The sequence below is a fragment of the Fodinicola acaciae genome, from assembly GCF_010993745.1.
Lineage (GTDB): Bacteria > Actinomycetota > Actinomycetes > Mycobacteriales > HKI-0501 > Fodinicola > Fodinicola acaciae.
Window position 1 is genome coordinate 215,822 of record NZ_WOTN01000002.1, and the last position, 25,295, is coordinate 241,116.

18 protein-coding genes and 1 pseudogene are annotated in these 25,295 nt (G+C 66.5%); 15 read left to right on the forward strand and 4 right to left on the reverse strand.

Features of this window, described 5'->3' with window-relative positions:
• Positions 1-63: 63 nt before the first annotated feature.
• The gene (locus tag GNX95_RS16290; RefSeq protein ID WP_163508269.1) at positions 64-1,152 is read right to left on the reverse strand and encodes an HNH endonuclease signature motif containing protein; all 1,089 of its coding nucleotides are present in this window, start codon (positions 1,150-1,152) and stop codon (positions 64-66) included.
• Between the two features lie 335 nt (positions 1,153-1,487).
• Here GNX95_RS16290 and GNX95_RS16295 point away from each other — a divergent pair.
• Together GNX95_RS16295 and GNX95_RS16300 are read left to right on the forward strand one after the other, a co-directional pair.
• Positions 1,488-2,203 (forward strand): annotated as a pseudogene (locus tag GNX95_RS16295) (transposase).
• Positions 2,204-2,459: 256 nt separating this feature from the next.
• Complete coding sequence (locus GNX95_RS16300) at positions 2,460-2,960, forward strand: GNAT family N-acetyltransferase (RefSeq protein WP_246281657.1); 501 nt, start codon at positions 2,460-2,462, stop codon at positions 2,958-2,960.
• On the opposite strand, the gene GNX95_RS16305 is transcribed toward GNX95_RS16300, so the two are convergent.
• Positions 2,950-4,320 carry a sigma-70 family RNA polymerase sigma factor gene (locus GNX95_RS16305; protein ID WP_163508270.1) on the reverse strand — a complete coding sequence of 457 codons (1,371 nt, stop codon included), beginning with the start codon at positions 4,318-4,320 and terminating at the stop codon, positions 2,950-2,952. The two genes, GNX95_RS16300 and GNX95_RS16305, sit on opposite strands and share 11 nt — an antisense overlap.
• 222 nt (positions 4,321-4,542) lie before the next feature.
• Here GNX95_RS16305 and GNX95_RS16310 point away from each other — a divergent pair, with 222 nt between their 5' ends.
• The 3 genes from GNX95_RS16310 (at position 4,543) to GNX95_RS16320 (ending at position 8,174) form a co-directional block, all read left to right on the forward strand.
• Complete coding sequence (locus GNX95_RS16310) at positions 4,543-6,090, forward strand: long-chain-fatty-acid--CoA ligase (RefSeq protein WP_163508271.1); 1,548 nt, start codon at positions 4,543-4,545, stop codon at positions 6,088-6,090.
• Positions 6,087-7,226 (forward strand): TetR/AcrR family transcriptional regulator, encoded by a 1,140-nt coding sequence (locus GNX95_RS16315; protein ID WP_222853702.1) that lies wholly within the window; start codon positions 6,087-6,089, stop codon positions 7,224-7,226. The genes GNX95_RS16310 and GNX95_RS16315 overlap by 4 nt, the downstream gene beginning before the upstream one ends.
• 216 nt (positions 7,227-7,442) lie before the next feature.
• A complete protein-coding gene (locus tag GNX95_RS16320; RefSeq protein ID WP_163508272.1) occupies positions 7,443-8,174 on the forward strand; it encodes a tyrosine-protein phosphatase in 732 nt (243 codons plus the stop codon).
• On the opposite strand, the gene GNX95_RS43830 is transcribed toward GNX95_RS16320, so the two are convergent.
• A complete protein-coding gene (locus GNX95_RS43830) occupies positions 8,159-11,047 on the reverse strand; it encodes an ATP-binding protein (protein ID WP_163508273.1) in 2,889 nt (962 codons plus the stop codon). The genes GNX95_RS16320 and GNX95_RS43830 overlap by 16 nt on opposite strands.
• 97 nt (positions 11,048-11,144) lie before the next feature.
• On the opposite strand from GNX95_RS43830, the gene GNX95_RS16330 reads away from it, so the two are divergent.
• The 10 genes from GNX95_RS16330 to GNX95_RS16370 all read left to right on the forward strand — a co-directional run bounded on the left by GNX95_RS16330 (position 11,145) and on the right by GNX95_RS16370 (position 23,183).
• Positions 11,145-11,639, forward strand: a complete 495-nt coding sequence (locus tag GNX95_RS16330; RefSeq protein WP_163508274.1) for a pyridoxamine 5'-phosphate oxidase family protein — start codon at positions 11,145-11,147, stop codon at positions 11,637-11,639.
• A gap of 311 nt (positions 11,640-11,950) precedes the next feature.
• Positions 11,951-13,108 carry a glycoside hydrolase family 88/105 protein gene (locus GNX95_RS16335; RefSeq protein WP_163508275.1) on the forward strand — a complete coding sequence of 386 codons (1,158 nt, stop codon included), beginning with the start codon at positions 11,951-11,953 and terminating at the stop codon, positions 13,106-13,108.
• Between the two features lie 2 nt (positions 13,109-13,110).
• Positions 13,111-13,665 (forward strand): hypothetical protein, encoded by a 555-nt coding sequence (locus tag GNX95_RS16340; protein ID WP_222853703.1) that lies wholly within the window; start codon positions 13,111-13,113, stop codon positions 13,663-13,665.
• A 59-nt stretch (positions 13,666-13,724) separates the two neighbouring features.
• Entirely contained in the window at positions 13,725-13,883 is a 159-nt protein-coding gene (locus GNX95_RS42530; RefSeq protein ID WP_222853704.1) for a hypothetical protein, read from the forward strand.
• Position 13,884: 1 nt separating this feature from the next.
• Positions 13,885-15,393 carry a glycoside hydrolase family 28 protein gene (locus tag GNX95_RS16345; protein ID WP_222853705.1) on the forward strand — a complete coding sequence of 503 codons (1,509 nt, stop codon included), beginning with the start codon at positions 13,885-13,887 and terminating at the stop codon, positions 15,391-15,393.
• On the forward strand, positions 15,390-17,195 hold the full coding sequence (locus GNX95_RS16350; RefSeq protein ID WP_163508276.1) for a discoidin domain-containing protein: 1,806 nt from the start codon (positions 15,390-15,392) through the stop codon (positions 17,193-17,195). The genes GNX95_RS16345 and GNX95_RS16350 overlap by 4 nt, the downstream gene beginning before the upstream one ends.
• Complete coding sequence (locus GNX95_RS16355) at positions 17,192-18,532, forward strand: glycoside hydrolase family 27 protein (RefSeq protein ID WP_163508277.1); 1,341 nt, start codon at positions 17,192-17,194, stop codon at positions 18,530-18,532. The genes GNX95_RS16350 and GNX95_RS16355 overlap by 4 nt, the downstream gene beginning before the upstream one ends.
• 19 nt (positions 18,533-18,551) lie before the next feature.
• On the forward strand, positions 18,552-19,517 hold the full coding sequence (locus GNX95_RS16360; protein ID WP_163508278.1) for a chitinase: 966 nt from the start codon (positions 18,552-18,554) through the stop codon (positions 19,515-19,517).
• 4 nt (positions 19,518-19,521) lie between these two features.
• Positions 19,522-20,745, forward strand: coding sequence for a family 8 glycosyl hydrolase (locus tag GNX95_RS16365; protein ID WP_163508279.1), 1,224 nt, complete (start codon positions 19,522-19,524; stop codon positions 20,743-20,745).
• A 14-nt stretch (positions 20,746-20,759) separates the two neighbouring features.
• On the forward strand, positions 20,760-23,183 hold the full coding sequence (locus tag GNX95_RS16370; RefSeq protein ID WP_163508280.1) for a PQQ-dependent sugar dehydrogenase: 2,424 nt from the start codon (positions 20,760-20,762) through the stop codon (positions 23,181-23,183).
• Positions 23,184-23,229: 46 nt separating this feature from the next.
• On the opposite strand, the gene GNX95_RS16375 is transcribed toward GNX95_RS16370, so the two are convergent.
• Positions 23,230-25,293: a fibronectin type III domain-containing protein gene (locus GNX95_RS16375; RefSeq protein WP_163508281.1), complete on the reverse strand. Its 2,064-nt coding sequence runs from the start codon at positions 25,291-25,293 to the stop codon at positions 23,230-23,232.
• Between the last annotated feature and the right edge of the window lie 2 nt (positions 25,294-25,295).

Below are 25,295 nucleotides of genomic sequence, written 5' to 3' on the forward strand. Positions count from 1 at the left end.
ACGTGGCCCCGGCATCGTTGACCGGTGTGAGACGAAGCCCGCCCTTCAGACGCCGAGCCTCGGTCAGCTGGCCTTCTTGGTTTCTGGGGCGACGACGTACGTGCGCCCGAGCGGTGAGGTCCAGATGTAGACGTCTGGCATCACCTGTGCGACGTCCCAGCCGTGATGAGTTTTGCATTCGTGGTGGTATTTGCAAAGGGGCTTCAGATTGTCGGCTGACGTCGGACCGTCCGGAAATGGCACGGTGTGGTCCAGCTCGCAGCTCATCGCTGGCCGGTTGCAGCTTGGAAAAATACACGTCGGCGTGTTGGCGCGGACGTAGTCGGCGAGCGTTGTGTTTGGCTTGTATTTGAGCCGGCCGTAATCCAGGACCGTATCGGTGGGGCCGTCGGTCCAGAGCCGGAACCACTCGCTGCCTGGCTGCATGCCCAGCTCCCGCGCGTGCTCGGCGGTGATCGGCCCGTGGCCAACAATCTGACCGGGCGCGTTGTCGAGCCCCATCATAGTTGTCGCGTTCACTTTGACGTCGATCCGAATCCTGACATTGCTGGGGTCGCCGAGGATCCGGTCAGCCAGCACGTCGGCGCGGATCTCATCCATCGAACGCTGGTCGTCGCGAGTTTTCTGGTTGTGCGCGATCTTGTCGATGAGCTGGTAGATCGCCTCGGTCTTCTCAGCCGGCAGCAACGCACTCAGCCATGCCATGCCGTCGTCGGCGTCTTCTTTCTCCACCCGCCGCTGCTTCTTCTTCTCCTGGCGGCGCTGCTCGCAACCTTCCGGATCGAGTGTGCCGATCGTACGCTTGACCGCATCGCGAAACCATCGATAGTTACGGTTCTCCGCCTGCGAAATGACGGCGTCCTCGACCTGACCGGCGATGTCGGGGTCGATGATCTCGGTCTGCTCAATCATCGTCCGCGCCTTGGCGATATCAATAACACCGGCGCACAACGCCGCCAACGTGCGCGGCAACGTCGTGGTCAGATGCTCACCCCACTCCAACCGGCTGGCCGCCGCCCTGGTCGTCCACTTCAACGCCGACGCAACCTCAGCCGCCGCATACCGACGCGCCAGTGGATCATACTGAGTGATGAACCGGCCCATCGCCGCAAGCTGCAACCCATGCATTGCCGCGATCAACCGATTGGTCACCTCCATCACCGCAAGGCACTCATACCGATCCGCGGCGCCAAGATCGAGCTCCTGCAGAATCCGAACCGTGTTCGCGTCCGGTGTGCGTCCACGAAATTCAAGGCAAACAGCGGATCGCCGATCTGGCCAATGTCAACGCATTCCCCCATGTTTTCCATGCGCCAATTCTACACCCGTCCACCGACAACCACGAGCACCATCTTCCCTGCCAACGTTGAAAAATTGTATTCTCGGCGGCCGTACGGAAATCTGGAGAGCCAGACCTGTTGATTGATCGGGTCGCATTGTTCGACTAGGGCGTGTCTCCAAAAGATTGGCGCCTGGTCCGATGATCATTGAGTGGTGACGCGGATGGTGCGATTTCGGACGAGTTCTGGGGGATCGTGGCTGGCGTGATCTCTTCGGGAGGGGTTACGGGGTCGGCCGTGTAAGGATTCTCGGTTGATGCTGGAGGGGATCGCCTGGCGGTATCGGGTGGGCTGTCCGTGGCGGGATTTTGATGGGACCTATGATGCGATGTTCGCCGCGGTGATAGCCGCGACCGGCCTGGATCCGGCGACGATCGAGGAGATGGAAACTGCTGTCGGTGGACTCGACGTCCGTGCGAGCTCATCAGCATGCGGCCGGTGCCCGCTCGGACACCACTGTCAACCCGCAGCTGAACCCGCTGCTGGACGATCACACCGCCACCCGGCCGCGCCGTCGGGCTTCCCAGCGGCGATTTCCGTTTGCTCGCAGACAAGGCGTACTCACATCCCACTCACATCCCAGCACCAGAACCGCACTACGCGCCCGGCGGATCAAACACACCATTCCCGAGCGCAGCGACCAAATCAAGCATCGCAAGGCCAAAGGCTCAGCCGGCGGCAGACCGCCGGCCTTCGACCCCGAACGCTACGCTCAGCGCAACACCGTTGAACGCCGCTTCAACCGACTCAAGCAATGGCGTGCCATCACCAACCGCTTCGACAAATACGCCATGACCAACCTCGGCGGCGTACTCCTGGCATGCGCGGTCATCCACGTCCGCCGCAAAGTCACGAGAATTTAGAGACACGCCCTAGCAGATTGTCGCCGAGGTGCGCCGGATGAGCTCAAGCGGCGGATTCCTGGCGGCCACGTTCGGCTACGGTTCGCTGGCCGATCATCGGGACGGCGGCCATCGTCGGAGTCGCTTTCCGTTGGAACCGGCGTCGTCGGTTACGTCCACCGCGCGTCGCAAGTAATGCCGTCGGCCGGGACGGGCCGTTCTCGCCGCTGAACCAAATCAATGGACCTTTCCAGGCGCGGGTGCGATTGTCGTACGCGTGACCATCCAGATCGTCCACCTGCGCGGACCCGACTTCGCCGCACTCGCCGCCGGTCGGCTGCCGACAGACCCGCCGGTGCCACTCACCCCGCATTTCCTCACACCTGACTGGTCCAGCACCTGGCGCCGGCGAGCCAGACAGGTCGCCGCACACCCCGCTGACGCCGCCTGGGTCACCGGCATTATCTGGGACGACGATCGCGAAATCGCCACCGGTCGCGCCGGATTCCACGCGTCGCCGGACGAGCGCGGCATGGTCGAGATAGGGTACGCCGTCGACCCTGCCTATCGCCGCCAGGGCTACGCGCGCGCCGCGCTGGAAATCCTGTTGGCGCGCGCCAAAAGTGAGCCGACCGTGCGGGTCGTCCGCGTGACCGTACGACCAGACAACACCGCTTCACTCAACCTGATCAAGCAATATCCGTTCGTCGAGGTCGGCGAACAGTGGGACGACGAGGACGGCCTGGAGATCGTCCTCGACATGCCGGCTAAGGCCTGATCCCCGGCGGCGTGTCGACGCGCACGCGAATGCGGATCTTGATGAGCGGCCCTCCGTCGACGTCCACGCAGATGAACACAAAACCCTTACGGCAGGTCGGCTTCGGCGGCGGCGGACTGCTGGGCGGCGGAGACGAAGGAGGAGGTGCGGGCGTCGGCGACGGTGGTTTCGGCTTGGGCGAAGGCAAAGGGCGAGGTGTGGCCGGCGGCTGAGCTTTCGGCGGCTTGGCCGGCGGCGGAGCAGGTTGCGCGGGCGCCGGTCGTGCGGGCGCTGGTTGCGCGGGTGCCGGTTGCGCGGGTGCCGGTTGCGCAGGCGCTGGCGGAGCGGCAACGGGCCTAGGCGGCGGCGGCTTCTGATCGCCGCTGGTCGCCACGAAAGCGGCGGCCGCGACGGCCATCATGACGATGATGAAGCCAGCAGCGGTCGCCCGGCCGGCCGGCGTACGGGAGAAGTCCCTGACCCGCTGCGCACCGACCGGCACCCAGTGGAACAGGCCGGTCAGGCCGGCTCCGGCGCCGGTCATGATGGCCGCCGGCTTGATGAAATAGCCGGCCACGGCGGCGCCGAGGATGAGCGGCGCGAGGACGCCGCGCAGGCTGGAGTTGAGCTCGCCGAGCTCGGCGAAGAGTACGGTGCACTGCGCGCAGTCGGCCAGGTGCGCGTCGACCTTCGAGGCCTCGCGTTTGCTGAGACCACCGCGCACCTTCGCGCCGAGGCGCTCGACCGTCCAACCACAGGTCGTGCCGGCGACGACCGTGCTCGTCGGCACATCCGACACGTGTACGGACAGATACGCCTGCTTGAGCCGTTCGCGCGCGCGATAGGCGAGCGCGGCGACACCGTTGGCGGTCAGCCCCAGCAGCGGCGCCACCTCGGCCGGCGAGTCACCCTCCACCTCGGTGTGCCACAGCACCATCTGCCAGCGCTCCGGCAGAGTGGCGAAAGCGCGCGCGGCGAGCGACCGCTCCTCGCCTTCCACCACGGTGTCGGTGAAGGCGACGCCCTGGTCGTGCCGCTCCATGTCGTCAGTGACGTCGACACGGCCCTCTTTGCGCGTACGGTCATAGAAGGTGTTCCGTACGACGGACAGCAGATAGGACCGGAACGCGATGTCCGGACCGCCGCCGGCCTTCAGCGTGGACAGCACCTTGGCGAACGCCTCGGACACCAGGTCGTCCCGGTCGGCCGGGTTCTTGGCCAGGCTGGCCGCATAGCGCAGCGCCGCCTCGGAGTGCCGTCGATAGAGCTGCTCGTACGCGTCGGCGTCGCCGGCGCGCGCGGCGGTGATCAGCTCGCCGTCATGAGGCCCGGCCGGGGGCTCCTCCGTGACCGTGCCGGCGGCCTGCTCGTCACCTGCCATCTGCTCGGACCGACCTCCAAACGACCTTCGTCCGTCGCACAGCGTAGGGCCTCGCGACCACCTCATGGGGAAGGTTTGCCAAAGATCGACCACGATGCGCGTCTTGGCAAATGCCGTACGTGACCAGGATAAGTGAACGCGGAGCGTGGCCGAGCCGGGGTTGTCCAGCGCTAAGTGAATGTGCGATAGTCTGGCGCATCCACACTGGCGGCGGAGGCGGCCATGCAGATCACCCAGTCGTTGCACCGGGCCTGTCAGCAGGACCCGGACCGTCCGGCGAGCATCCACGCCGGCCGCGTGCGGACCATGGTGGAGGTGCTGGACCGCGTCTCGCGGTTCGCCGGAGCGCTGCGTGAGCTGGGCGTACGCACCGACGACCGGGTCGGGATGCTCAGCCTCAACTCGGATCGCTATCACGAGTTCCTGCTCGCCACGCCGTGGGCCGACGCGGTGTTCACACCCGTGAACGTACGCTGGACAGCGGCCGAGATCGGCTATGCGCTGCGCGAATCAGACACGCGCGTGCTGCTCGTCGACCAGACCTTCGCGCCGATGGTGACGGCGCTCAGGGCCGAGTTTCCCGGCCTGGAAAAGGTTGTCTACACCGGCGACGATGACGTGCCGGACGGCATGCTCGGTTACGAGGAGTTGGTGGCCGGCGCCGATCCGGTCGAGGACGCCGGCCGCGGCGGCGAGCAGATGGCCGGCCTGTTCTACACCGGTGGCACGACCGGCGCGCCGAAAGGCGTGATGCTGAGCCACGACAACATGGTCGTGTCGGCGCTGGGATCGTTGGCCACCAACGACTTTTTCACCACTCGCGGGCGGTTGCTGCACGCGGCGCCGATGTTCCACATGGCCGACGTGGCCGCCTGGGTCGCCGGCATGCTGGTCGGTTCCACCCACGTGATCGTGCCGAGCTTCACGCCGGCCGGTGTGCTGTCGGCGATCTCCGGCGACCGGGTCACCGACACGCTGCTGGTGCCGACGATGATCCAGCTGCTGGTCGACCATCCGGACGTGGCCGACCACGATTTGTCCAGCATGCAACACATCGTGTACGGCGCTTCGGTGATTTCCGATGCGGTGCTGGAAAGAGCACGCAAGGTCTTCTCCACCGCGAGGTTCACGCAGGCGTACGGCATGACCGAGCTGTCGCCGGTCACGACGCTGCTTCTGCCGGACGAGCACGACGATCCGGTGTTACGCCGCGGTGCCGGCCGGGCGGTGCCACACGCCGAGGTGCGGATCGTCGACCCCGACGACAACGAGGTGCCGCGCGGCACGGTCGGCGAGATCGTCGCGCGCGGCGACCACGTCATGCTCGGTTACTGGCAGCGTCCGCAGGAGACCGCCGAGGCGTTGCGCGGTGGCTGGATGCACACCGGCGATGGCGGATACATGGACGAGAAAGGTTACGTGTTCGTCGTCGACCGGATCAAGGACATGATCATCACCGGTGGTGAAAACGTCTATTCCGCCGAGGTGGAAAACGCGCTGGCCAGGCATCCGGCGGTGGCGACCTGTGCGGTGATCGGCGTGCCGGACGAGCAGTGGGGTGAGCGCGTACACGCGGTTGTCGTGCTGCAGCAAGGAAACACCGCGACGGCGCGGGAGCTGACCGACTTCTGCCGGCAGTCCATCGCCAATTACAAGATCCCGCGTACGGTGGCGTTCGTGGACGCGCTGCCGATGTCCGGCGCCGGCAAGATCCTCAAGCGCGAGCTGCGCAAGCTGCACTGGTCCGCGGACGGCCGCCAGGTCCAGTGACGACTGTCGCTCCAGCGAAAGGAAAACGGCCGCGCAACCGGCGAGCGTTGATCCTCGCCGCGGCCGCCGACCTGTTCTATCGAGACGGGTACGCGCGCGTCACGATGGCCGACGTGGCGGCCGCGGTCAGCGTCGGCCCGTCGGCGCTCTACCGCCATTTCCGGGGAAAAGCCGAGCTGCTGGTCGACGTGGTGGTCGCCGGGGTGGAGCCCTTCGAGCAGGTCGAAGCCGGCGAGGACATGCTGGCGAAGCTGGCCGTCGTCGCGGTCCAGCAACGACAGCTTGGCGTGCTCTGGCAACGAGAAACGCGTCACCTGCCGGCCGCGGATCGCCGGATGTTGCGGCACCGCCTCAGAAACGGCATGGCGGCGTACGCGCGACATCTGCGCGCCAACCGCGACCTCTCGCCCACCCAGGCGACGTTCCTCGCGCTGGCCACGTTTGGCATGCTGACCAGCATTTCCTACCACCGCCTCGAGCTGCCGCACGACGAGTACGCGCGGCTGCTGACCGAGCTCGGCGACGCGATCGCGCGTACGGACCTGCCGGACATCGGCTCCGCACCGCGAGAGTCGACCCGGCTGGCGGCGCGGTCGCGGCGCGAGGCGTTGCTGGCCACCGCGGCGGTGCTGTTCGCCGACAACGGCTATGCCACCGCGAGCCTGCGGGACATCGGCGCCGGCGTCGACATCGCCGGCCCGAGCATCTACCACCATTTCGACTCCAAGCTGGAGTTGCTGGTCGCGGTGATGAACCGGGGCGCCGAATGGCTGCGGATGGACCTGGCCCGCGCGCTCGCCGCGGCTTCCGGCGCCGCCGACGCGCTGAGCCAGCTGATCCGGTCGTACGCCGGATTCGCCCTGGAACACCGCGAGCTGGTCGACGTGCTCGTCACCGAGGTCGCACACCTGCCCGAGCCCGAGCGGCACCGCGCACGGCAGACGCAGCACGACTACGTCAGCGAGTGGGTTCACCTGGTACGGTCCCAAAATCCGGCCCTGGACGACACCTGCGCGAGGATTCGGGTGCAGGCGGTGCTGGCGATCGTCAACGACATCGCGCGTACGCCTCGGCTTCGCCACGCCGACGGCATAGCCGACGCGTTGCACGCGGTCGGCACCGCCGTGCTCCGGTGACCGAGAGACTGTTGGGGAACTGAGGCACGCGATAGCCGAGCCCAAACGCCGCCTGCCCGCACCGGACGAAACCCCACCATAGCGCTGCTATTTGGGCTTCCGTCCGGCACCGGCAGGACGAGGTTTGGATCTCGACTCTCGCGCACCTCAGTTCCCTAACAGTCTCTGAGACGGATTTCATATCTGATCCCGAGCCGTTTCATTAGCATGGCCAACGTGACGACAGTCGACGTGGCGGCGGCCCGCGCCGGAGGAATGTGCAATTTGCGAGACATCGGCCAGATGTCCGCGTCGATCCGGCCCGGTGTGGTCTATCGCGGCGACGCGCCGCAGGACAACGATCCGCCGCCGCGGCTGACGCCGTGGCCGCCGCGTACGGTCGTCGACCTGCGGTCGGTCGACGAGCGGCAGCCGGTGCATCCGTTGACGGACGCCAAAATCCACCACGTCCAGCTGCTCGCCGCGGCCAATCCGCTGCTGGTCGCGCGGCACGTCGAGGAGGAAGGGCCGCAGACCCTCGCCAACCTGTACGTGTCGATGGCGCTGCACCGCGCCGAGCAGCTCGTACGCATCGCGGAAATCGTCGCGAACGAGCCTAAACCGGTGCTCATCCACTGCTCGGCCGGCAAGGACCGCACCGGCGTGGCGGTCGCGTTGCTGCTCTCCGCGGTCGGTGTGCCGCGCGCCGAGATCGTCGACGATTTCCTGCTGACAAACGACAACATCGACCAGATCACCGCGCGGATCGCGCTCTATCTCGGCGCCGACCCCAACGAGACCGCCTTCGAGGCCAACCGGCCGGCGCATGCCGTCGGAGCGGACGCGATCGGGGCCGTTCTCGACGTCTTCGAAGGACATCCCGGTGGTACGCCGAAATGGCTCACCGACAACGGTTTTTCCGATCTCGACGCGCTTCGCTCCGCATTGCTGCGTCAGCCAAGCGCATGACGGTGGGCCAATGCGGCCGCCTCCGTACGCGTGCTGACGCTGAGCTTGGTGAGGATCCGCTGCACGTGGCTCGCGACGGTGTTGGTGGAGATGAACAACTCCACCGCGATTTCGGCGTTTGACCGGCCGTTGGCGAGTACGCGCAGGACCTGCGCCTCGCGACGGGTCAGGCCGAAGCCGGGATCGGCCGGCTCGTCCTGTTCGTCCAGTCGCGCGCGTACGGCCAGGCAGTCGATCCGCGACAGCAGTGGCGCCGCCCGCAGGTCGGCGGCGATCGACCGCGCCTCGCGCAGCCGGCGCCGCGCGCCGGATCTGTTGCTCTGCGCCAAAGCCGCCTCGGCGCCGGCGGTCAGCGCGTGCGCCAGGTCGCGGACGTGACCGAGCTCGCGCCAGGCGTCGGCCACCGCGTCCCACTCACGCAGTGTCCCTTTTCCGGCCAACGCCTCGAAAGTCGCCCGCAAAGCGACCAAAACCCGATTGTCCAAAGGAATCCGCGCGGCGAGCGCGCGCAGGGCCGCCAGCCGTTCGTCGGCCTCCCGTGCCACGTGACGGCCGCCAGCGGCGGACCGAGCGCGTTGCGTGCGAGCGCCGGCGACGACGATCAGCATCGTCTCGTACGCCGGCAGGCCGCGGTGCGGCGGATCCGCCAGCACCTCGCCGAGCAGCCGGTCGGCGAGGTCCAGGTCGCCGAGCTCGACCGCGCCGGCGATCCGGACGCACGCCGTCAGCAGCGTGATCTCCAGCCGCGGCCGGCTGTTGTCGGCGAAGGCGGCCAGCCGGTCGTCGATCTCGGCGTACGCGTCACGGTCGCCGCGCCACGCCGTCACCAGCGCCTGCGAGCAGTGCAGCGCGGTCGCGTAGAGCCACGGCGGATCGTCGGCCAGCGCGTCCTCGATGACCTCCAGCGCCTCGTCCCAGCCGCCGAGGTCGATCAGCGCCGAGGCCCGGCAGTTGGCCAGCATGCTGCCGCGTGACCGGCCCTGGCCGAGGCGTTCGGCGGCCAGCTGTCCGGCCCTGGACAGCCCCGCCGCCTCGGCGCTGCGGCCGGCCCGGATCAGCGCGCTCGCCTCCCACTGCATGCTGGTGAGATACGTGTGGTGGTCGCCCTGCTTCTCGGCGATGCGCCGGCTTTCGCCGTAGTGGCGCAGCGCGGCGTCGACGTCCCCGTCCGAGCCCGCCACGAAGCCGAGCGCCAGCAACGCACGCGCGCGTACGTGCTCAAACGCCACCGCCTCCTCGGCGGCCTGCCTGGTCGCGGCGACATCGCCGGCGGTCACCGCGAGGAACGCGAGGCCGGCCAGCATCTCGGCGCGTACTTCGTCGGCGACACCCGGAGGCACCAGCGCGATCGCCCGCTCCAGATCGTCGCGGCCGCCGCCGTCGATGCGGTTGCGCATCCGGCCGCGCAGCTCCAGCAGCCGCGCGACGCGGACCGGCTCGGCCGCCGCGTCGAGCGCGTCGAGCGCCACGGTCGTGTGCTTGACGCCTTTGTCGGAACTGCCGGATGCGTAGCAGGCGACGGCGGCCCGCTCGAGGACGGACACCTGAGCGGTCGGGTGTGTGGTGACTCGTGGCCACAGGTCCAACGCGCGCTCGAGCAGGTTGAGCTGCTCGTCGTAGGCGTACTGCTGGCGCGCCAGCTCGGCCGCCCGCAGCGCCGCCGGCAGGGCCAGCTCCGGTTTGCCGGCGGCGGTCCAGTGCTCGGCGAGCGCCGCCGGCTCGGTCACCACGCGCGCGTATCGCTCGTGCAGCCGCCGCCGGTCGTGCGGCAGAAGTGCCTGGTAGACGGCCTCGCGGATGAGGTCGTGCCGGATCGCGTAGCCGTCCGCCCGTACGGCCAGTTGCTCCTGGTCGACCAGCGCGCGCAGCGCGCGGTGCAGGTCGTCCTCGGACAGATCGCTCACCGTCAGCAGCAGCTCGTCACCGACCGTCGTGCCGGCGACCGCGATGACCGGCAGCAGTGCCCGTGCCTGCTCCGGAAGAGCGCTGACGCGGTCGAGCAGCAGGGTACGGAGATCGCGAAGGCGACGGGTTCGTGAGCATCGATCGGAGTCAGCGTGCGCAGCAGCTGGCTCCGGCTGAGGCGCGGAGCGGTTCCGGAGTCGAGCCATGTCGTAGCCTTGGAAGTCCTCAGTGGCGTTGAGGGCCTCAATGAACAGCGGATTGCCGCCGCTGCGCCGGTGGATGCGGCTGCTGCGCACCGGGTCGGGCGTACGGCCGCCGATCGCCGCCAGCAGCTCGGCGACGTGCGGCCGGCCGAGTGGTCCGAGCTCGACGCGTACGACGTCGCCGCGGCGGCCGAGCTCGGCGAGCAGCTGACGGCCGGGATGCTCGCCGGTGCGTACGGTGGCGAGCAGTAGCACCGACCGGTCGACCAGGTTGCGGGACAGATAGACGAAGACCTCGCGGCTGGACGCGTCGGCCCAGTGCAGGTCCTCCACCGCCAGCACCACCGGCCGGCTGTCGGCGACCCGGCCGACCAGCGTCAACAGCTCCTCAAGCAGGCGCGTACGGTCGGCCGCCGGCGCCGCCAGGCCAGGCAGCCACGCGGCCAGCGCGGAGCCGGCCAGCGGCAGCAGCGCGTCGACACGGTCGCGGCCGAGCTGGCGGAGGAGGTCACGCAGGATCGCCACGAACGGGACATACGGCGCGGCGTCCGCGCCAACCTCCAGGCAGCCGCCGGTCAGCACCAGCGGCTCGCCGGGCAGCTCGGCGGTGGCCGCCGCCAGCAGCCGTGACTTGCCGATGCCAGCCTCGCCGGAGACCAGCACGGTGACCGCCTGTCCCTGCCGCGCGCGTTCGTACGCCGCGCGGATGGCGGCACGTTCGGTCGTACGGCCGACCAGCACCGGGCTGACCGCGGTCGGCGGCATGCGTCGGTCTCCCTTTCACCAGATCTGATGACGACGGTGGTCGCCGCCGTGCTGCAAGCTGGGTCCAGCGTATTCGCCAACCGATTGGATCGTTGCAATGGAGCGCCAGAAAGTCCTCGACGAGCTCGCCAAGCCGATTTCCCGGGAGCTGCTGGATTCCCACATTCCGGCGCGATTCGCGTTTACCGGCACAGACGGCTTTCCCCGGGTGGTGCCGGTGGCGTTTCTGTGGACCGGATCGGAGATCGTCACCTGCACGACGACCAACGCGAAGAAAAACCCGGCGCTGCGGCAGCATCCGAAGGTCGCGCTCACCATCGACACCGAGGGCTATCCGCCGCGCGTACTGCTCATCCGCGGCACGGCCCGCACCGAGGTGGTCGACGGTGTGCCGGAGGAATACGTCGAGGCGTCCCGGAAAATCGTGCCGGTGGCGGAAATGGAGCAGTGGGAAGGTGGCGTACGGATGCTCTATCCGCAGATGGTGAAGATCACCATCACGCCGGAATGGGCTCGGCTGCAGGATTTCCAGACCACGCTGCCGCAGAACGTCGAGGAAATCCTCCGGAGTCTGCCGGCCCCGGCGAAGTAGCCGTTCGCATCCGTGAAGGCCCGGCGTTCTCATCCATGACGGAAATGGCCGTAACTCTTTCGTTCTGAATGCATTCTCCATGGCCGCTTACGGCCATTTTGTTGATCACACATCGGAGGTCTGGAGCCGCCGGATTTCGGCAGCTCCAGGCCTTCTTTTCTGTCTCATCGCCGCGCTGGCAGCCAAAAGAAGGGCGCCGTCAAACTCCGCCGGCCGCGTTGACAGCGCAACCGGCGCTGTTACATTCCGGGCACAGATCCTATCTCTCCCTTTCCACTCTCGGTTTCTGCCGTCGCTGACTGAGGAGGAACATGAACCGGATCTACTCCTGGATCGCCGCGGTGTTGCTGACCGCGTCGGCGTTGCTGAGCGTGCCGGCTTCGCTTTCCGCGCGCGAAAAACCAGCTCCGGCGGACTGGTCGGTGGCGATGGTCGAGTCGACCATGGCGCGCTACACGCCGAGCACGATCGGCGGCTGGTCGTATCCGGTCGGCCTCTATCTCTACGGCCAGTATCTGGTCTACCAGCGTACGCACGACCCGCGTTACCTGAGCTTCGTCAAACGTTGGGTCGACCGGTTCGTCGACTCCTCGGGAAACATCGGGCAGAGCTTCAACAACCTGGACAGCATGCTCGCCGGCCGGCTGCTGGTCATCATGTACGACGAGACGCACCAGGCGAAATACCGCACGGCGGCAACGAAAATCCGGAACCGGCTCAAGACCTATCCGCGTACGTCCGACGGCGGCTTCTGGCACGCGACCTCGACCAGCCGGCAGCACCAGCTGTGGGCCGACGGCGCGTTCATGGTGAATCCGTTCCTCGCCGAATACGGCCGGGAGTTCGGTGACACGGCCTACGCCTACGACGAGGTCACCAAGCAGCTGGCCGTCTACGGTGGTCATCTGCAGGTGGCTAACGGGCTGCTGAGACACGCGTACGACGAGTCCAAGACGCAGAGCTGGGCCGATCCGAAGACCGGACTCGCTCCGGAGCACTGGTGTCGCGCCATCGGCTGGTATGCGATGGCGACGGTCAACATCCTCGACATCGTTCCGGCCAACCAGCCGCGGCGTGCGGAGTTGTTGAGCATTCTGGCCAAACTCGCGGCCGGCCTGGAGCATTACCAGGATCCGGCGACCGGACGATGGTTCCAGGTCGTCGACAAAGGCAACCGCTCCGACAACTGGACCGAGACCTCGTGTTCCAGCATGTTCGCCTTCGCATTGTCGCGAGCGGTCCAGCAGCACTACATCGACCCGCATTATGACGCCGTCGCCAAGCGCGCTTATCAAGGCGTACTCGCCAAAATCTCGCTCGGCAGCGACGGCCGTACGAACCTGACCGACATCAGCGTCGGCACCAATGTCGGTGATTACGCCTACTACCTCGCGCGTGACCGGGCCACCAACGACTTCCACGGCCTCGGGGCCTTCCTGATCATGTCCGAGCAACTCAGGGGACGGTGACGATGGTATTCTCTCGGCGGACGGTTCTCGGCGGCATCGTCGGCGCCGCCGCGACAGCCGCGATTCCAACTGCCGCGCCGACGTGGACGCTGCGGTGGTCGCCGGAGGCCAGCAGGGACGGGCTGAAGGCCTTCGAGACGGTCGAGGACGACCGGGCCAACTCGCATCCGGCCGGCCATCCGCACATTTTCGTGGAAGGCAACAACTTCCGCTTCAACATGCACACCGTCGACCGGGACACCAGCACCGACCGGCAGCGCCAGGAGGTCACCGGCAACCGGACCGGCGGCTCGTACCTGCAGTGGAAACCCGGCCAGACCTGGCGTGTCACGTACTCGATGTTCATCCCCACCTCGCTGAAGGCGACGACCACCTTCACGCACATCATGCAGATGAAACAGCCGGGCACCGGCTCGGCGCCGATCATCGTCCAGTCATTGCGCCGAAACGGCAGCACGCCGACGATCGAGCTGAAGCTTTCGAGAAGAACATCCTGGTCGGCCACACCGATCTGGCCCCGCTGCAAAACAAGTGGATCGACGTCGACTTCCAGCTGAAGATCGGCAACGGCACCGCCGGGTCCGTACGGTGGATCGTCAAGGACGGCGGCAAAACCGTGGTCGACGCGAGCAAGACCGGTGTGGACACGTTCCTGGAGGACCGGGTCCGGCCGAAATGGGGGATCTACCGGTCGCTCGGCGACACTTCCGGTTCCCTGCAGAACTGCTATCTGCTTCTCACCAACATGCGCGGCTACCAACTCACCGGAGCCTGACGTGAAAAGAGTGTGTGTCCTCGTCCTGTTCGCGCTGTCGCTGGTTGTCGGCCTGGCGATGCCGACCGTCTCGTACGCGGCGGTGAACCTCAACGTCCGCGACTACGGTGCCACCGGCAACGGATCCACCAATGACACGACCGCGATCAACAACGCGATCACCGCGGCCAACGCGGCGACCGGCGGCGGGATCGTACGTTTTCCGGCCGGCACCTACAAATCGGCCAACTCGATCCACATGAAGAGCAACGTGACGCTGCAGCTCGACTCCGGCGCCACCATCGTCGGATCCAGCGCCGACAACTACGACGCGGCCGAATCCAACCCCAACGACAACTACCAGGACTACGGCCACAGCCATTTCCATGACGCGATGATCTGGGGCAACAACCTCACCAACATCGGTTTCGTCGGCTCCGGCACCATCGACGGCGGCGGCAACCTGATCACCGGCAACCCGAAGTCCGGCGAGGCCGACAAGATCATCTCGCTGACCCGCTGCGACGGCCTGACCGTCAGCGGCATCAAGCTGCGCCGCGGCGGCCATTTCGCGATGCTCATCAACGACTGCAAAAACGTCACGTCGGACCACCTGACGATCGACACGGCCAGCGACCGCGACGGCTGGAACGTGATCAGCACGACCAATGTCACGATCACCAACGCCAACATCGCCGCCAACGACGACGCGTTGGTGTTCAAGAGCGACTACGCGCTCGGTGCCAAGCTGCCAAACGGAAACGTCACGGTGACCGACTCGCACCTGTCGGCGAAGTGCTGCAACGCCCTGATGTTCGGCTCGGAGACCTGCGGTGATTTCACCGGCTATCACTTCCAGCACATCGACATCACCGGAGCGCAGAAGTCCGGTCTCGGCATGGTTTCCATGGATGGCGCCAACATCTCCGACGTGCATTACCGCGACATCACGATGACCGGCGTACGGTCGCCGATCATGCAGAAGATCGGCACCCGAAAACGATGTGGCAACAACCCCGGCGTCGGCCACATCAGCAACATCACGTACGACAACATCACCGCGACCGGGGTGAGCCCGTCGTTCAGCCCGACACTGTGGGGTGAGTCCGGCGGCAACCGGATCAGCGGCGTGACCTTCACCAACGTCAACATCACCGTGCCCGGCGGCAACGGCACGATGGGGACCGGTGTGCCGAGCAACGACCCCAAGGACTACAACCCCAAGAGCATCGGCACCCGGCCGGCTTTCGGTTGGTACGTGCACAACGCCAACAACATCAGATTTGTCAACAGTTCCGTACGTTTCGCGTCCAACGACGGTCGTCCGGCGGTCATCGCCAACGGCGCGAGCGCGCTGACTTTCGACCATTTCGTCGCGCAGCGCGGAAGCAACAGCCCCAACGACCTCAACTTCCAGTCGGTGACCGGATATTGCGTACGCGCCAGCACCAACACCGGTGGCGGTGCGCTGAGGATCAGTGCGACCGGTTCGTCGCAGTCGTGCGTCGACAACGTGGATGGTCGGCAATGATAAGGAAAACTCTCGTCGTTCTCGTCGCACTGGTCCTGGTCCTGGTGCCTGGACCGGCAAAGGCCGACCTGCAGAACCCACGGCAGGCCTTCCTGCGCGGCTCGGTGTCCGGACTTTTCCTGCACTGGGGTGAGCGTACGGCGCCGGCGCACACCAACTGCGCGGCGTGGGAGAAGGACGTCAACAGCGGTGGCTGGACGCCGGACTACTGGGTCAAGGAGGCACAGAAGCTGCACGCGCAGTATCTGGTGCTGGCCACCTTCCACAGCCGGCTCGGTTACGCGCGGCCGTGGCCGTCGAAGATTCCCGGCAGCTGCAGCACAAAACGCGACTTTCTCGGCGAGCTCATCGCCGCGGCGAAAAGCCGAGGACTGCGGGTCATCCTCTACATGACCGACGATCCGCAGTGGCACAACGAAGGCGGCCACGAGTGGCTCAACTCCGCCGCGTACTCGTCGTACAAAGGCCACAACGTCGACCTGACCACCCGCGACGGGTTCGGCGAGTTTTCCTACGACAACTTCTTCGAGGTCATGGACCGCTATCCGGACCTCGGTGGCTTCTGGATCGACAACGACAACGCGTACTGGGAAAGCCACAACCTCTACGCGCAGATCTACCAGAAACGGCCGAACTACACGCTCAGCAACAACAACGAAGACACCCCGATCATGGACATGATCAGCAACGAGCAGAAAACCGGCATGACGCCGTCGTACGACTATCCGCAGGCCATCTACACGGCCGCGCCGCGGCTGATCGAGGCGGACTTCAAGCTGCCATCGACCGGTGCCTGGTGGTATGACGGCTCGAACCCGTCGGTCGACCGCACGCTCACGCTCGGCCGGCTGGTCACCAACGCCGGCTCGTCGGTGAAGGCGCTGATGGCCGAAACCGCCCAGGTCAACGGAAAGTTCCCGAGCAACCAGGAAGCGTTCAACAACTTCGTGAACGGCTGGATCGCGCCGATCTGGGATTCGTTGCACGGCACCGAAGGCGGCGGCTACCTGTACGGCGGCCTGCAGCCCGGCGCCTGGAACGACGGCGCGTACGGCGTCACCACGATCAGCAAGACCGATCCGGACCTGCACTACATCCACGTCATCACCAAGCCGTCGGGCAGCACGTTGCGGGTGCGGGACAACGGATATCGCGTGACCGGTGTGACGAATCCGCGTACCGGCGCGGCGATCGCGTACAGCCAGGCCGGTGGTTCGTTGACACTGACAGGTTTGAGTGGCTGGGACCCCTACGACACGGTCTTCAAGGTCACCACCAACGGCCGCGTCGGCATCTATCCGCCGTCCACGTACACGATGAGCGCGAGTGCGTCGGCCGGCGGTCATCCGGCCTCGGCCGCCGCCGACGGCGACTATCTGTCCTACTGGGACAGCAACAAAACCACGCCGGTGTCGCTGCGCTTCGACCTCGGCTCGGCGAAGCGGATCCAGTATCTCGGCATCAACCAGCGCGAGGATTCGGTGAGCTACAGCCGATCCAGCACCGAGCAGTCCGCGCGCATCAAGGACTATCGGGTATATGTGAGCGCCGACGGCACGAACTGGGGAAATCCGGTGAGGTCCGGGACGCTGCCGAGTCGTCGTGGCGTACAGTTCATCGACCTGCCGGCGACGACCGCGCGACACATACGGCTTGAGGTCGTCGACACGTACGCGGCCTCCAGCGACACGACGCGTTACAAGAGACTGCGCGTCGACGAGGCGTGGATCGGCTCGGACTATGCCACCAGCGGGGGAGGCGGAGGTCCGCAGCCGGTCCGCCAGGAGGTGAGCGCGCCGTGAACCGCCTGATCACCGCGGTCGTTCTGCTGGCCGCATTGCTTGTCGCGCCGGCAAAAGTGGCCGCCTCCGACAACGGACAGTCGATCCGGCCGGCGATGGGCTGGAGCAGCTGGAGCTTCGTCCGTCGCTGGCCGACCGAGACGAAAATCAAACAGCAGGCGCTCGCGCTGAAAAACAGCGGGCTGCCCGCGCACGGTTTCGTCTACGTCAACCTGGACGACTTCTACCAGAAATGCGACGCCAACGGTTTCCAGGTCGACGGCAACGGCCGCTGGCTGGTCGATCCGGCGAAGTTTCCCAACGGCATCAAGGCGTTGGCCGACTACGTCCATGGACTCGGCCTGAAGTTCGGTTTCTACGTGACGCCGGGGATCGCCGAGAACGCGGTCACCAGGAACACGCCGGTCGCCGGCACGCCGTATCACGCCAAGGACATCGCGGACACCAGCCGTACGCAGAAAAACTACAACTGCAAGCACATGTATCGGCTCAACTACAGCAGTCCCGGCGCGCAGGCGTTCGTCGACTCGTGGGCCGCGCAGTATGCGTCGTGGGGGGTCGACTACCTGAAGATCGACGGGGTCGACGCCACGACGATCGACGACGTCAAAGCATGGGACAAGGCGCTGCGCAGGACCGGCCGGCCGATCAATTTCGCGTTGTCCAACAACCTGCCGATCGCCAACGCCTCGACCTGGCGGCAATACGCGAACAGCTGGCGTACGCAGGGAGATGTCGAGTGCTATTGCGGTCCTGGCCCGAATGGCAGCGGCTATCCGCTGACCGACTGGAAGCACGTCTCCGGCCGGTTCAACTCCGCGGCGAGCTGGCAGCAGTGGGCCGGCCCCGGCGGCTGGAACGACCTGGACTCGTTGCAGCTCGGCAACGGCGACAAAGTCGGCCTGACCGCCGACCAACGCCGTACGCATTTCACATTGTGGGCCATGGCCGCCTCGCCCCTGTTGCTCGGCACCGACCTGACCGCGTTGAACAACACCGACATGGCGATGCTGACCAACGACCGGATCATCGCCGTCGACCAGGACGGCGTGGCCGCGGCGCGGATCGTCAACAGTGGCGTCAAACAGGTCTGGCGCAAGAAAGAAGCCAACGGCGACTACGTCGTGGCGCTGTTCAACACCGGCACGTCCGGAAACTCGACGGTCAGCGTCGACTGGTCGCAGGTCGGTTTCAGCGGCAGCGCGGACGTGACCGACCTGTGGTCGGGAAAGCACGTCGGCACCGTGACCAACTCCTACAGCGCGACCCTGCGACCCGGTGAGACGCGGCTGATCCGGGCCAGGCCCGGCAGCGCAACGAATCTGGCCCTTTCCTGACCCTGAAGGGATTCACCTCATGCGCAGCTTTCTGCGGACCGTCATGGCCGGCGCACTCGCGGCCCTGGTCCTGGCGCCAACGCCGTCGTACGCGGCACCGGCCGGCATCCAGGCCGCACCGTACGAGTATTTCGGCTGGGGCAATCCGCAAAGTCCGGCCTCGGTGATGTCGGCGACCGGCGTGAAGTGGTTCACGCTGGCCTTCATCCTGTCCAAGGGCACCTGCAGTCCGGCCTGGGACGGCAGCCGCCCGCTGACTGGCGGCTCGGATCAGTCGAATATCAACGCGATCCGCGCCAAAGGCGGCGATGTCGTCGTTTCCTTCGGTGGCTGGAGTGGCAACAAGCTCGGCCAGTCGTGCTCGAGCGCCGGCGCTTTGGCCGGTGCGTACCAAAAAGTGATCAACGCCTACGGGCTGAAAGCGATCGACATCGACATCGAGGCCGGCGAGTTCACCAGCTCGACCGTCCGGCAACGGGTCGTGGACGCGCTGAAAACCGTACGCGCCAACAATCCCGGCCTGATCACCTACCTGACCTTCGGGACGACGCCGAGCGGTCCGGACGGCAATGGCGCGGATCTGATCAAGCGTGGCGCCAAGTCCGGCCTGGCCAACGACGGCTGGATCATCATGCCGTTCGACTTCGGCGGCCACAGCGGCTCGATGGGGGCGGCGACCGTCAGTGCCCTGGAAGGCCTGAAGAAGACGGTGAAAAGTGCTTACGGCTACAGTGACGGCGACGCGTACCGGCACATCGGCCTGTCGTCGATGAACGGCAAGACCGACGAGTCGGACGAGACGGTCAGCACCGGCGACTTCAACACCATGCTCGCGTACGCGCAACAGCACCACATCGCGCGTTTCGCGTTCTGGTCGATCAACCGTGACCGGCAGTGCGGCTCCGGCAGCGACGGCGACTCGTGCAGCGGGATTTCGCAGTCGGCCTACGCGTTCACCAAGATCGTCGTGAAATACCAGGGATAGCGCCATGAAAATCATCGGAGCACTCGCGCTCAGCCTGGTCCTGCTGCCGGCCGGCGCGACGCACGCGGCCCCGGCCGAGGTCACGGTGCCGTTTGGCAGTCACCAACGGCCATACGTCTCCGGGACGCTCAAGCCGACCGGCGACCAGGCGGCCATCGACCAGACCGTGATCACTCGCTACAACCAGTGGAAGTCCGCGTTTCTCAAGCACAACTGTGGAAACGGCTGGGTCGAGACGTACTCGCCGGACGCCGACCATCCATACGTCGCCGAGGGCCAGGGTTACGGCATGGTGATCACCGCGCTGATGGCCGGCGCGGATCCGGACGCCAAAGCCAACTTCGACGGCATGGTCAAGTTCGTGCTGGCGCATCCGTCGGTGAACAACCACAATCTGCTGGCCGCCGAACAGAACAGCTCGTGCCGCAGTGTCGACGGCTCCGACTCGGCGACCGACGGCGACCTCGACGTGGCCTATGGCCTGCTGCTGGCCGATGTGCAGTGGGGAAGCGGAGGGACTTACAACTACAAGGATCTGGCCGTCAAACACATCAACGCGATCAAGGCGAGCGAGGTCAACTCGTCCACGCATCTCATGTTGCTCGGCGACTGGTCCGACTCCGGCGAGTCGCATCACAACATCACGCGATCGTCGGATTTCCTGATCGACCACTTCCGCGCCTTCCGGAAGGCGACCGGCGACAGCGCCTGGGACACGATCCGCGCGGCACACCAGAAACTGATCACCTCGCAGCAGGCGAAGTACGCGCCGAACACCGGACTGCTGGCCGATTTCATCGTCAACACCAACACAACTCCGAAGCCGGCCTCCGGCCAGGTGCTGGAGGGACCGCACGACGGCGACTACTCGTGGAACGCCTGCCGTGATCCGTGGCGGATCGGCTCCGACGCGGTCACCAGTGGTGACAGCGCTTCCGCCGCGTCCGCGCGAAAACTCAACAGCTGGATCAAAAGCAAGACCAGTGGCAACGCCAACTCGATCCAGACCGGCTACAAGCTCAGCGGCTCGGTTTCCGAGAGTGGCTCGGACATGGCCTACACCGCACCGTTCGCGGTGGCCGCGCTGACCGACGCCGGCTCGCAGGCCTGGCTGGACGCGCTGTGGCACAAGCTGGCGACCACGTCGATCGACTCTTCGCTCTATTACGGCGGAAGCGTGCAGCTCCAGTCGATGATCGTCGTCTCAGGCAACTACTGGGTCCCCTGACCGTGAGGACAAAGATGAGAAGACTCGCCAGAATCGCGGCCGTGTCGGTCGCCGCGCTGACCGCCGCGGGGTTGTCGGCGCCGGCGACGGCGGCGCCGACCCGGTATGAGGCGGAGGCCGGCAGTTTCGCTCAGGCGGTGGTGGAATCCAACCACCAGGGCTTCTCCGGCGCCGGTTTTGTCAACACCGACAACGTCGCCGGCGCGTACGTCCAGTTCGCGGTCAACGCCGCCTCCGCCGGCACGGCGACCGTCACCATCGGATATTCCAACGGCACCACGGTCAACCGGCCCGGTGACGTCGCGGTCAACGGCGTCGTCGTCTCGGCCAACCGGGCGTTCGCCGGCACCGGGAGCTGGGACACCTGGGCCACCTCCACGCTCTCGGTGCCGGTGAAGGCCGGCGCCAACACCGTACGACTGACCTCGACCACCGCCGAAGGCCTGCCAAACCTGGACTATCTCGATGTCGAGGCGGCCGCGCAGAGCGCCGACTACCAGGCCGAAGACGCGACGATCTCGCAGGGCACGGTGGCCAACAACCACGCCGGCTTCACCGGATCCGGCTTCGTCGACTACACCAACATCGCCGGATCGTACGTACAGTTCACTGTGAACGCGGCGGCGGCCGGCAGCTCGTCGCTGACTTTCCGTTACGCCAACGGCACGACGGTCGACCGACCGATGGACATCAGCGTCAACGGCACCGTCGTCTCGTCCGGCCTTTCCTTCCCTGGCACGACAAACTGGGACACCTGGGCCACCAAGGCGGTCAACGCGCGGCTGAACGCCGGCAACAACACGATCAGGGCGACCGCGACGACCGCCAACGGGGGCCCCAACCTCGACAGGCTGACCGTCAGCGGCGCCGCCGACAGCCAGCCGCCGACCACGCCCGGCACGACTTCCTGTTCGGACATCGGCGAAAACCAGCTGACGCTGCACTGGGGTGCCGCCACCGACAACGTCGGTGTGGTCGCGTACGACATCTACGAGCACGGCAACAAACTGGCCGAGGCGGCCGGAAACGCGACCTCGCAGGTGCTCAACGGCCTGACACCGAACACGACTTACACGCTCGCGGTGACCGCACGCGACGCGGCCGGCAACGCCTCGCCGGCCACCACTCCGTTGCAGTGCAAGACACTTCCGAGCAGCGACACCACACCGCCGAGCGCGCCGGAAAACCTGGCGCATTCCAACGTCACCGCCAACAGTGTCAAGCTGACCTGGTCGGCGTCGACGGACAACCGCGGTGTCACGTCTTACGACGTACGCAGCGGGACCACGGTTTACCAGACGGTGACCGGAAATCCGCCGGCGACCTCCACCACGCTGACCGGTTTGGCGTGCAACAGTCCATATTCGCTCAACGTCGTCGCGCACGACGCGGCCGGCAACGTGTCGGCGCAGAGCAACGCGGACTCGTTCACCACACAGTCGTGCAGCACCGACGGCGGCGTGCCGTCGTCGATCACCACGATCTCCACCGGCTGGTCGATCCCGTGGGGGACCTACTGGATGCCGGACGGCCAGACCGCGCTGGTCACCGAGCGGGACAGCTTCAAGGTGTTCAAAGTGACGCCGTCCGGCGCGAAAACGCAGGTGGGATCGGTCCCCAACGCGGTCACCACCAACGGGGAAGGCGGCCTGCTCGGGGTCGCGGTCGACCCGGCCTGGTCGACCAACCATTACGTCTATTTCATGCACACCGCGTCCGAAGGCAACCGGATCGTACGCATGACCTACGACGGTGCGTCGTTGTCGGGCTACAAGATTTTGTTGCAGGGGATCAAGAAGAACCAGTATCACAATGGCGGCCGGCTGCTTTTCGGGCCGGACGGCTATCTTTACGCCAGCACCGGCGAGGCCCAGACGCCGGATCTGGCGCAGGACAAGAACTCGCTGAACGGCAAGATCCTGCGGCTGACCACTGACGGCAAGCCGGCTCCCGGCAACCCGTTCGGCAATTACGTCTACAGCTATGGTCACCGCAATCCGCAGGGTCTGGCCTTCGACCGCAACGGCCGGCTGTGGGAGGCCGAGTTCGGCAACTCGAAATACGACGAGCTCAACCTGATCAAGCCGGGCGCCAACTACGGATGGCCGACCTGCGAAGGAAACTGCGGCACCACCGGCATGACGAACCCGAAGGCGACCTGGCCGGTGTCGCAGGCCTCGCCGAGCGGAATCGCGATCGTCCGCAACGTCGTCTACATGGCGGCTCTGCGCGGCGAGCGGATGTGGCGGATCCCGATCAACGGTGACTCGGAAAGTGTCGGCACGCCAACGGCGTACTACGTCGGCACGTACGGGCGGCTGCGTACGGTCACCAAGGTCCCCGGTGCCGACCAGTTGTGGCTGTCGACGACGAACGCCGACAACAATGGCAACCAACCCGACGGCTCCGACAAGATTTTCCGGGTGACCATCGCATAAAGGTCACGGCGAGGGTGGCGTTCCTGGTGGGTCGGGACGTCACCCTCTACGGCCAGAGCATGCGGTTGGAGGTGGCGATGACCGTGCCGTCCGAGGTTTCGACCGTGACCCAGACGTCATTGCCGGTGCCGTAATACTCGAACGCGTCGAAGTCCACGTAACCGCTGGAGTCGGTGGTCTGCCCGGAGCCTTCGTTGCTGTAGTCGGCATCCGTGGAATGTGGTTTGATCTCGTAGTGGGTGTCCGGCGCGAACCCGCGCATCACGACGTGCATCCGATAACAATGTTCCTGCGGATACTGGGAATCGCAGTTGTGTGGACCGCGGCTCACCGAGACCGTCTGCGCCGGAATGCTGACACTGCGGCTCGCCGCCGCGCCGGTGAGCGCGCGACCGTCCGGCGACCGGGTGATCGCGCGCACCGTGAAGGTCACCCGGCTTCCTTTGGGAAGTCCGGAAAAACTCGCGCCGCGGCCGGTGGTCGACTGTGTCGGCCGTCCGGTCGCGGCGACCTGGTAGCGCACCAGCGTGCCGCCGCGCAGGTCCGGGGCCGACCAACTGAGTTGCACGCTGTTGCCGGAAAGTGTGGCGGTGAGCCCGCCAGGCGCGGCGGCCGCGGTCATCGGAGTGACCGGGTCGGCGGAGGCCGCCGGCCCGGTGCCGACGCGATTGCGCGCCGCCACGCTGAAGGTGTAGGTCACACCGTTGCCGAGGCCCGAGACCGTCGTTTTTCGCGTGTCGCCAGAGACAACGCGTGATCCGGTCGCGCCTGATGACGCATGCCAGGTGACAACGTATCCGTCGATGGCGGCACGGTTTTCACGCGCGGCATTCCACCGTACGGTGGCGCTGCCGGATCCGGCGGTCGCTGTGACACCGGCCGGTGCGCCTGGCGCGCTGGCCGGCGCGGCCGGCGGTTCCCGCATCGGCGATGGCGAGGAAGACGGCGACGGGGATGGAGATGGAGATGGAGATGGGGTCTGGGAAGGCGTCGGTTCCGGACCGGAGGTGACCGGCGCGTCCATGACACCACCGTCCTCGCCGACGACCAGCAGATGCGTGCCGGCGCCGTTTTGCACGTAGATCCTGCCATCCGCGCCGCGGCTGATCGCTGGCGTGCCGTCGCTCGGCGGGATTTTCCTGGCGTCCTTGCGATTTCCGTGGCTGTCGTAGGTGACGACCGTGCCGGTCGTCTTGTTGACCAGCGCCACCAACGGACCGCTGGACAGCGGACCGTCATAGTCGCCGGGCTCCAACGCGACCCGTACCGGCTGCCGGGACGACCGGGTTTCCACCAGATAAAGGGAATGGTGCGCGGCGTCCAGGATCGGCAGCCGGCCGTCGGCGTCGGCCGGCGCCAGCTCCACGGTCGGTGAGACCGGTACGCCGACCGGTTTTCCGGTGCCCAGCCCGCTGTTTCCGACCGGTCGCAGCAGTCCGTCGGCGGTGTCCAGGACGTACGGTTGTGCCGCGACGGTCGTCAGCGCACCGGTGTGACCGGACGGCAGCCGTGCCGGGCAGGCCGACGGCCGCGCGGCCGTACGCGCCAGCGCGCACAACAGCCCGGTGTCCTTGCGCAGCAACCACATCGTGCCGTCGGCCAGCACCACCGGCGTGGCAATCGGTCCTCCCGCGGCGACAACCTGGCTGGCCGCACCGAGACGTACGATTTTTCCGGACTGTCGATAGACAAGATACGGTCCACCGGTCGCCTCGATCGGCAGCGGCGTCTCGTCGGAAGGCGGCGTGACCGAGCCTTCGACCTTGAGATTCGACTTGCCAAACCTGGTGATCCGGTCGCGGCCGGCGACATAGCCGTGCGTGTCGTCCTGCACGACCTGCGTGCCGCGCTCGCTGGCGATCGGCATGCTCGCGTCGACGTTGCCAGTCGCGCCGTCGACGTGGAAGGCGACCTGCTGGGCGGCGTTGTAGACCCAATGTCCGGTCGGCTTGAAACGCATCTGCGACACCGACTGCGACGTGCCGCTCACCGCCGCCGCGACCATGCCGAGGCTCGCCACCGCGGCGACCAGCGGCGCCGCGAGCCGTCGCCAACCGCGCGCCGGCGACCGCTCGCTGGTCGCGACGAGCTTGCGTGCTGGAGTCTCCACGC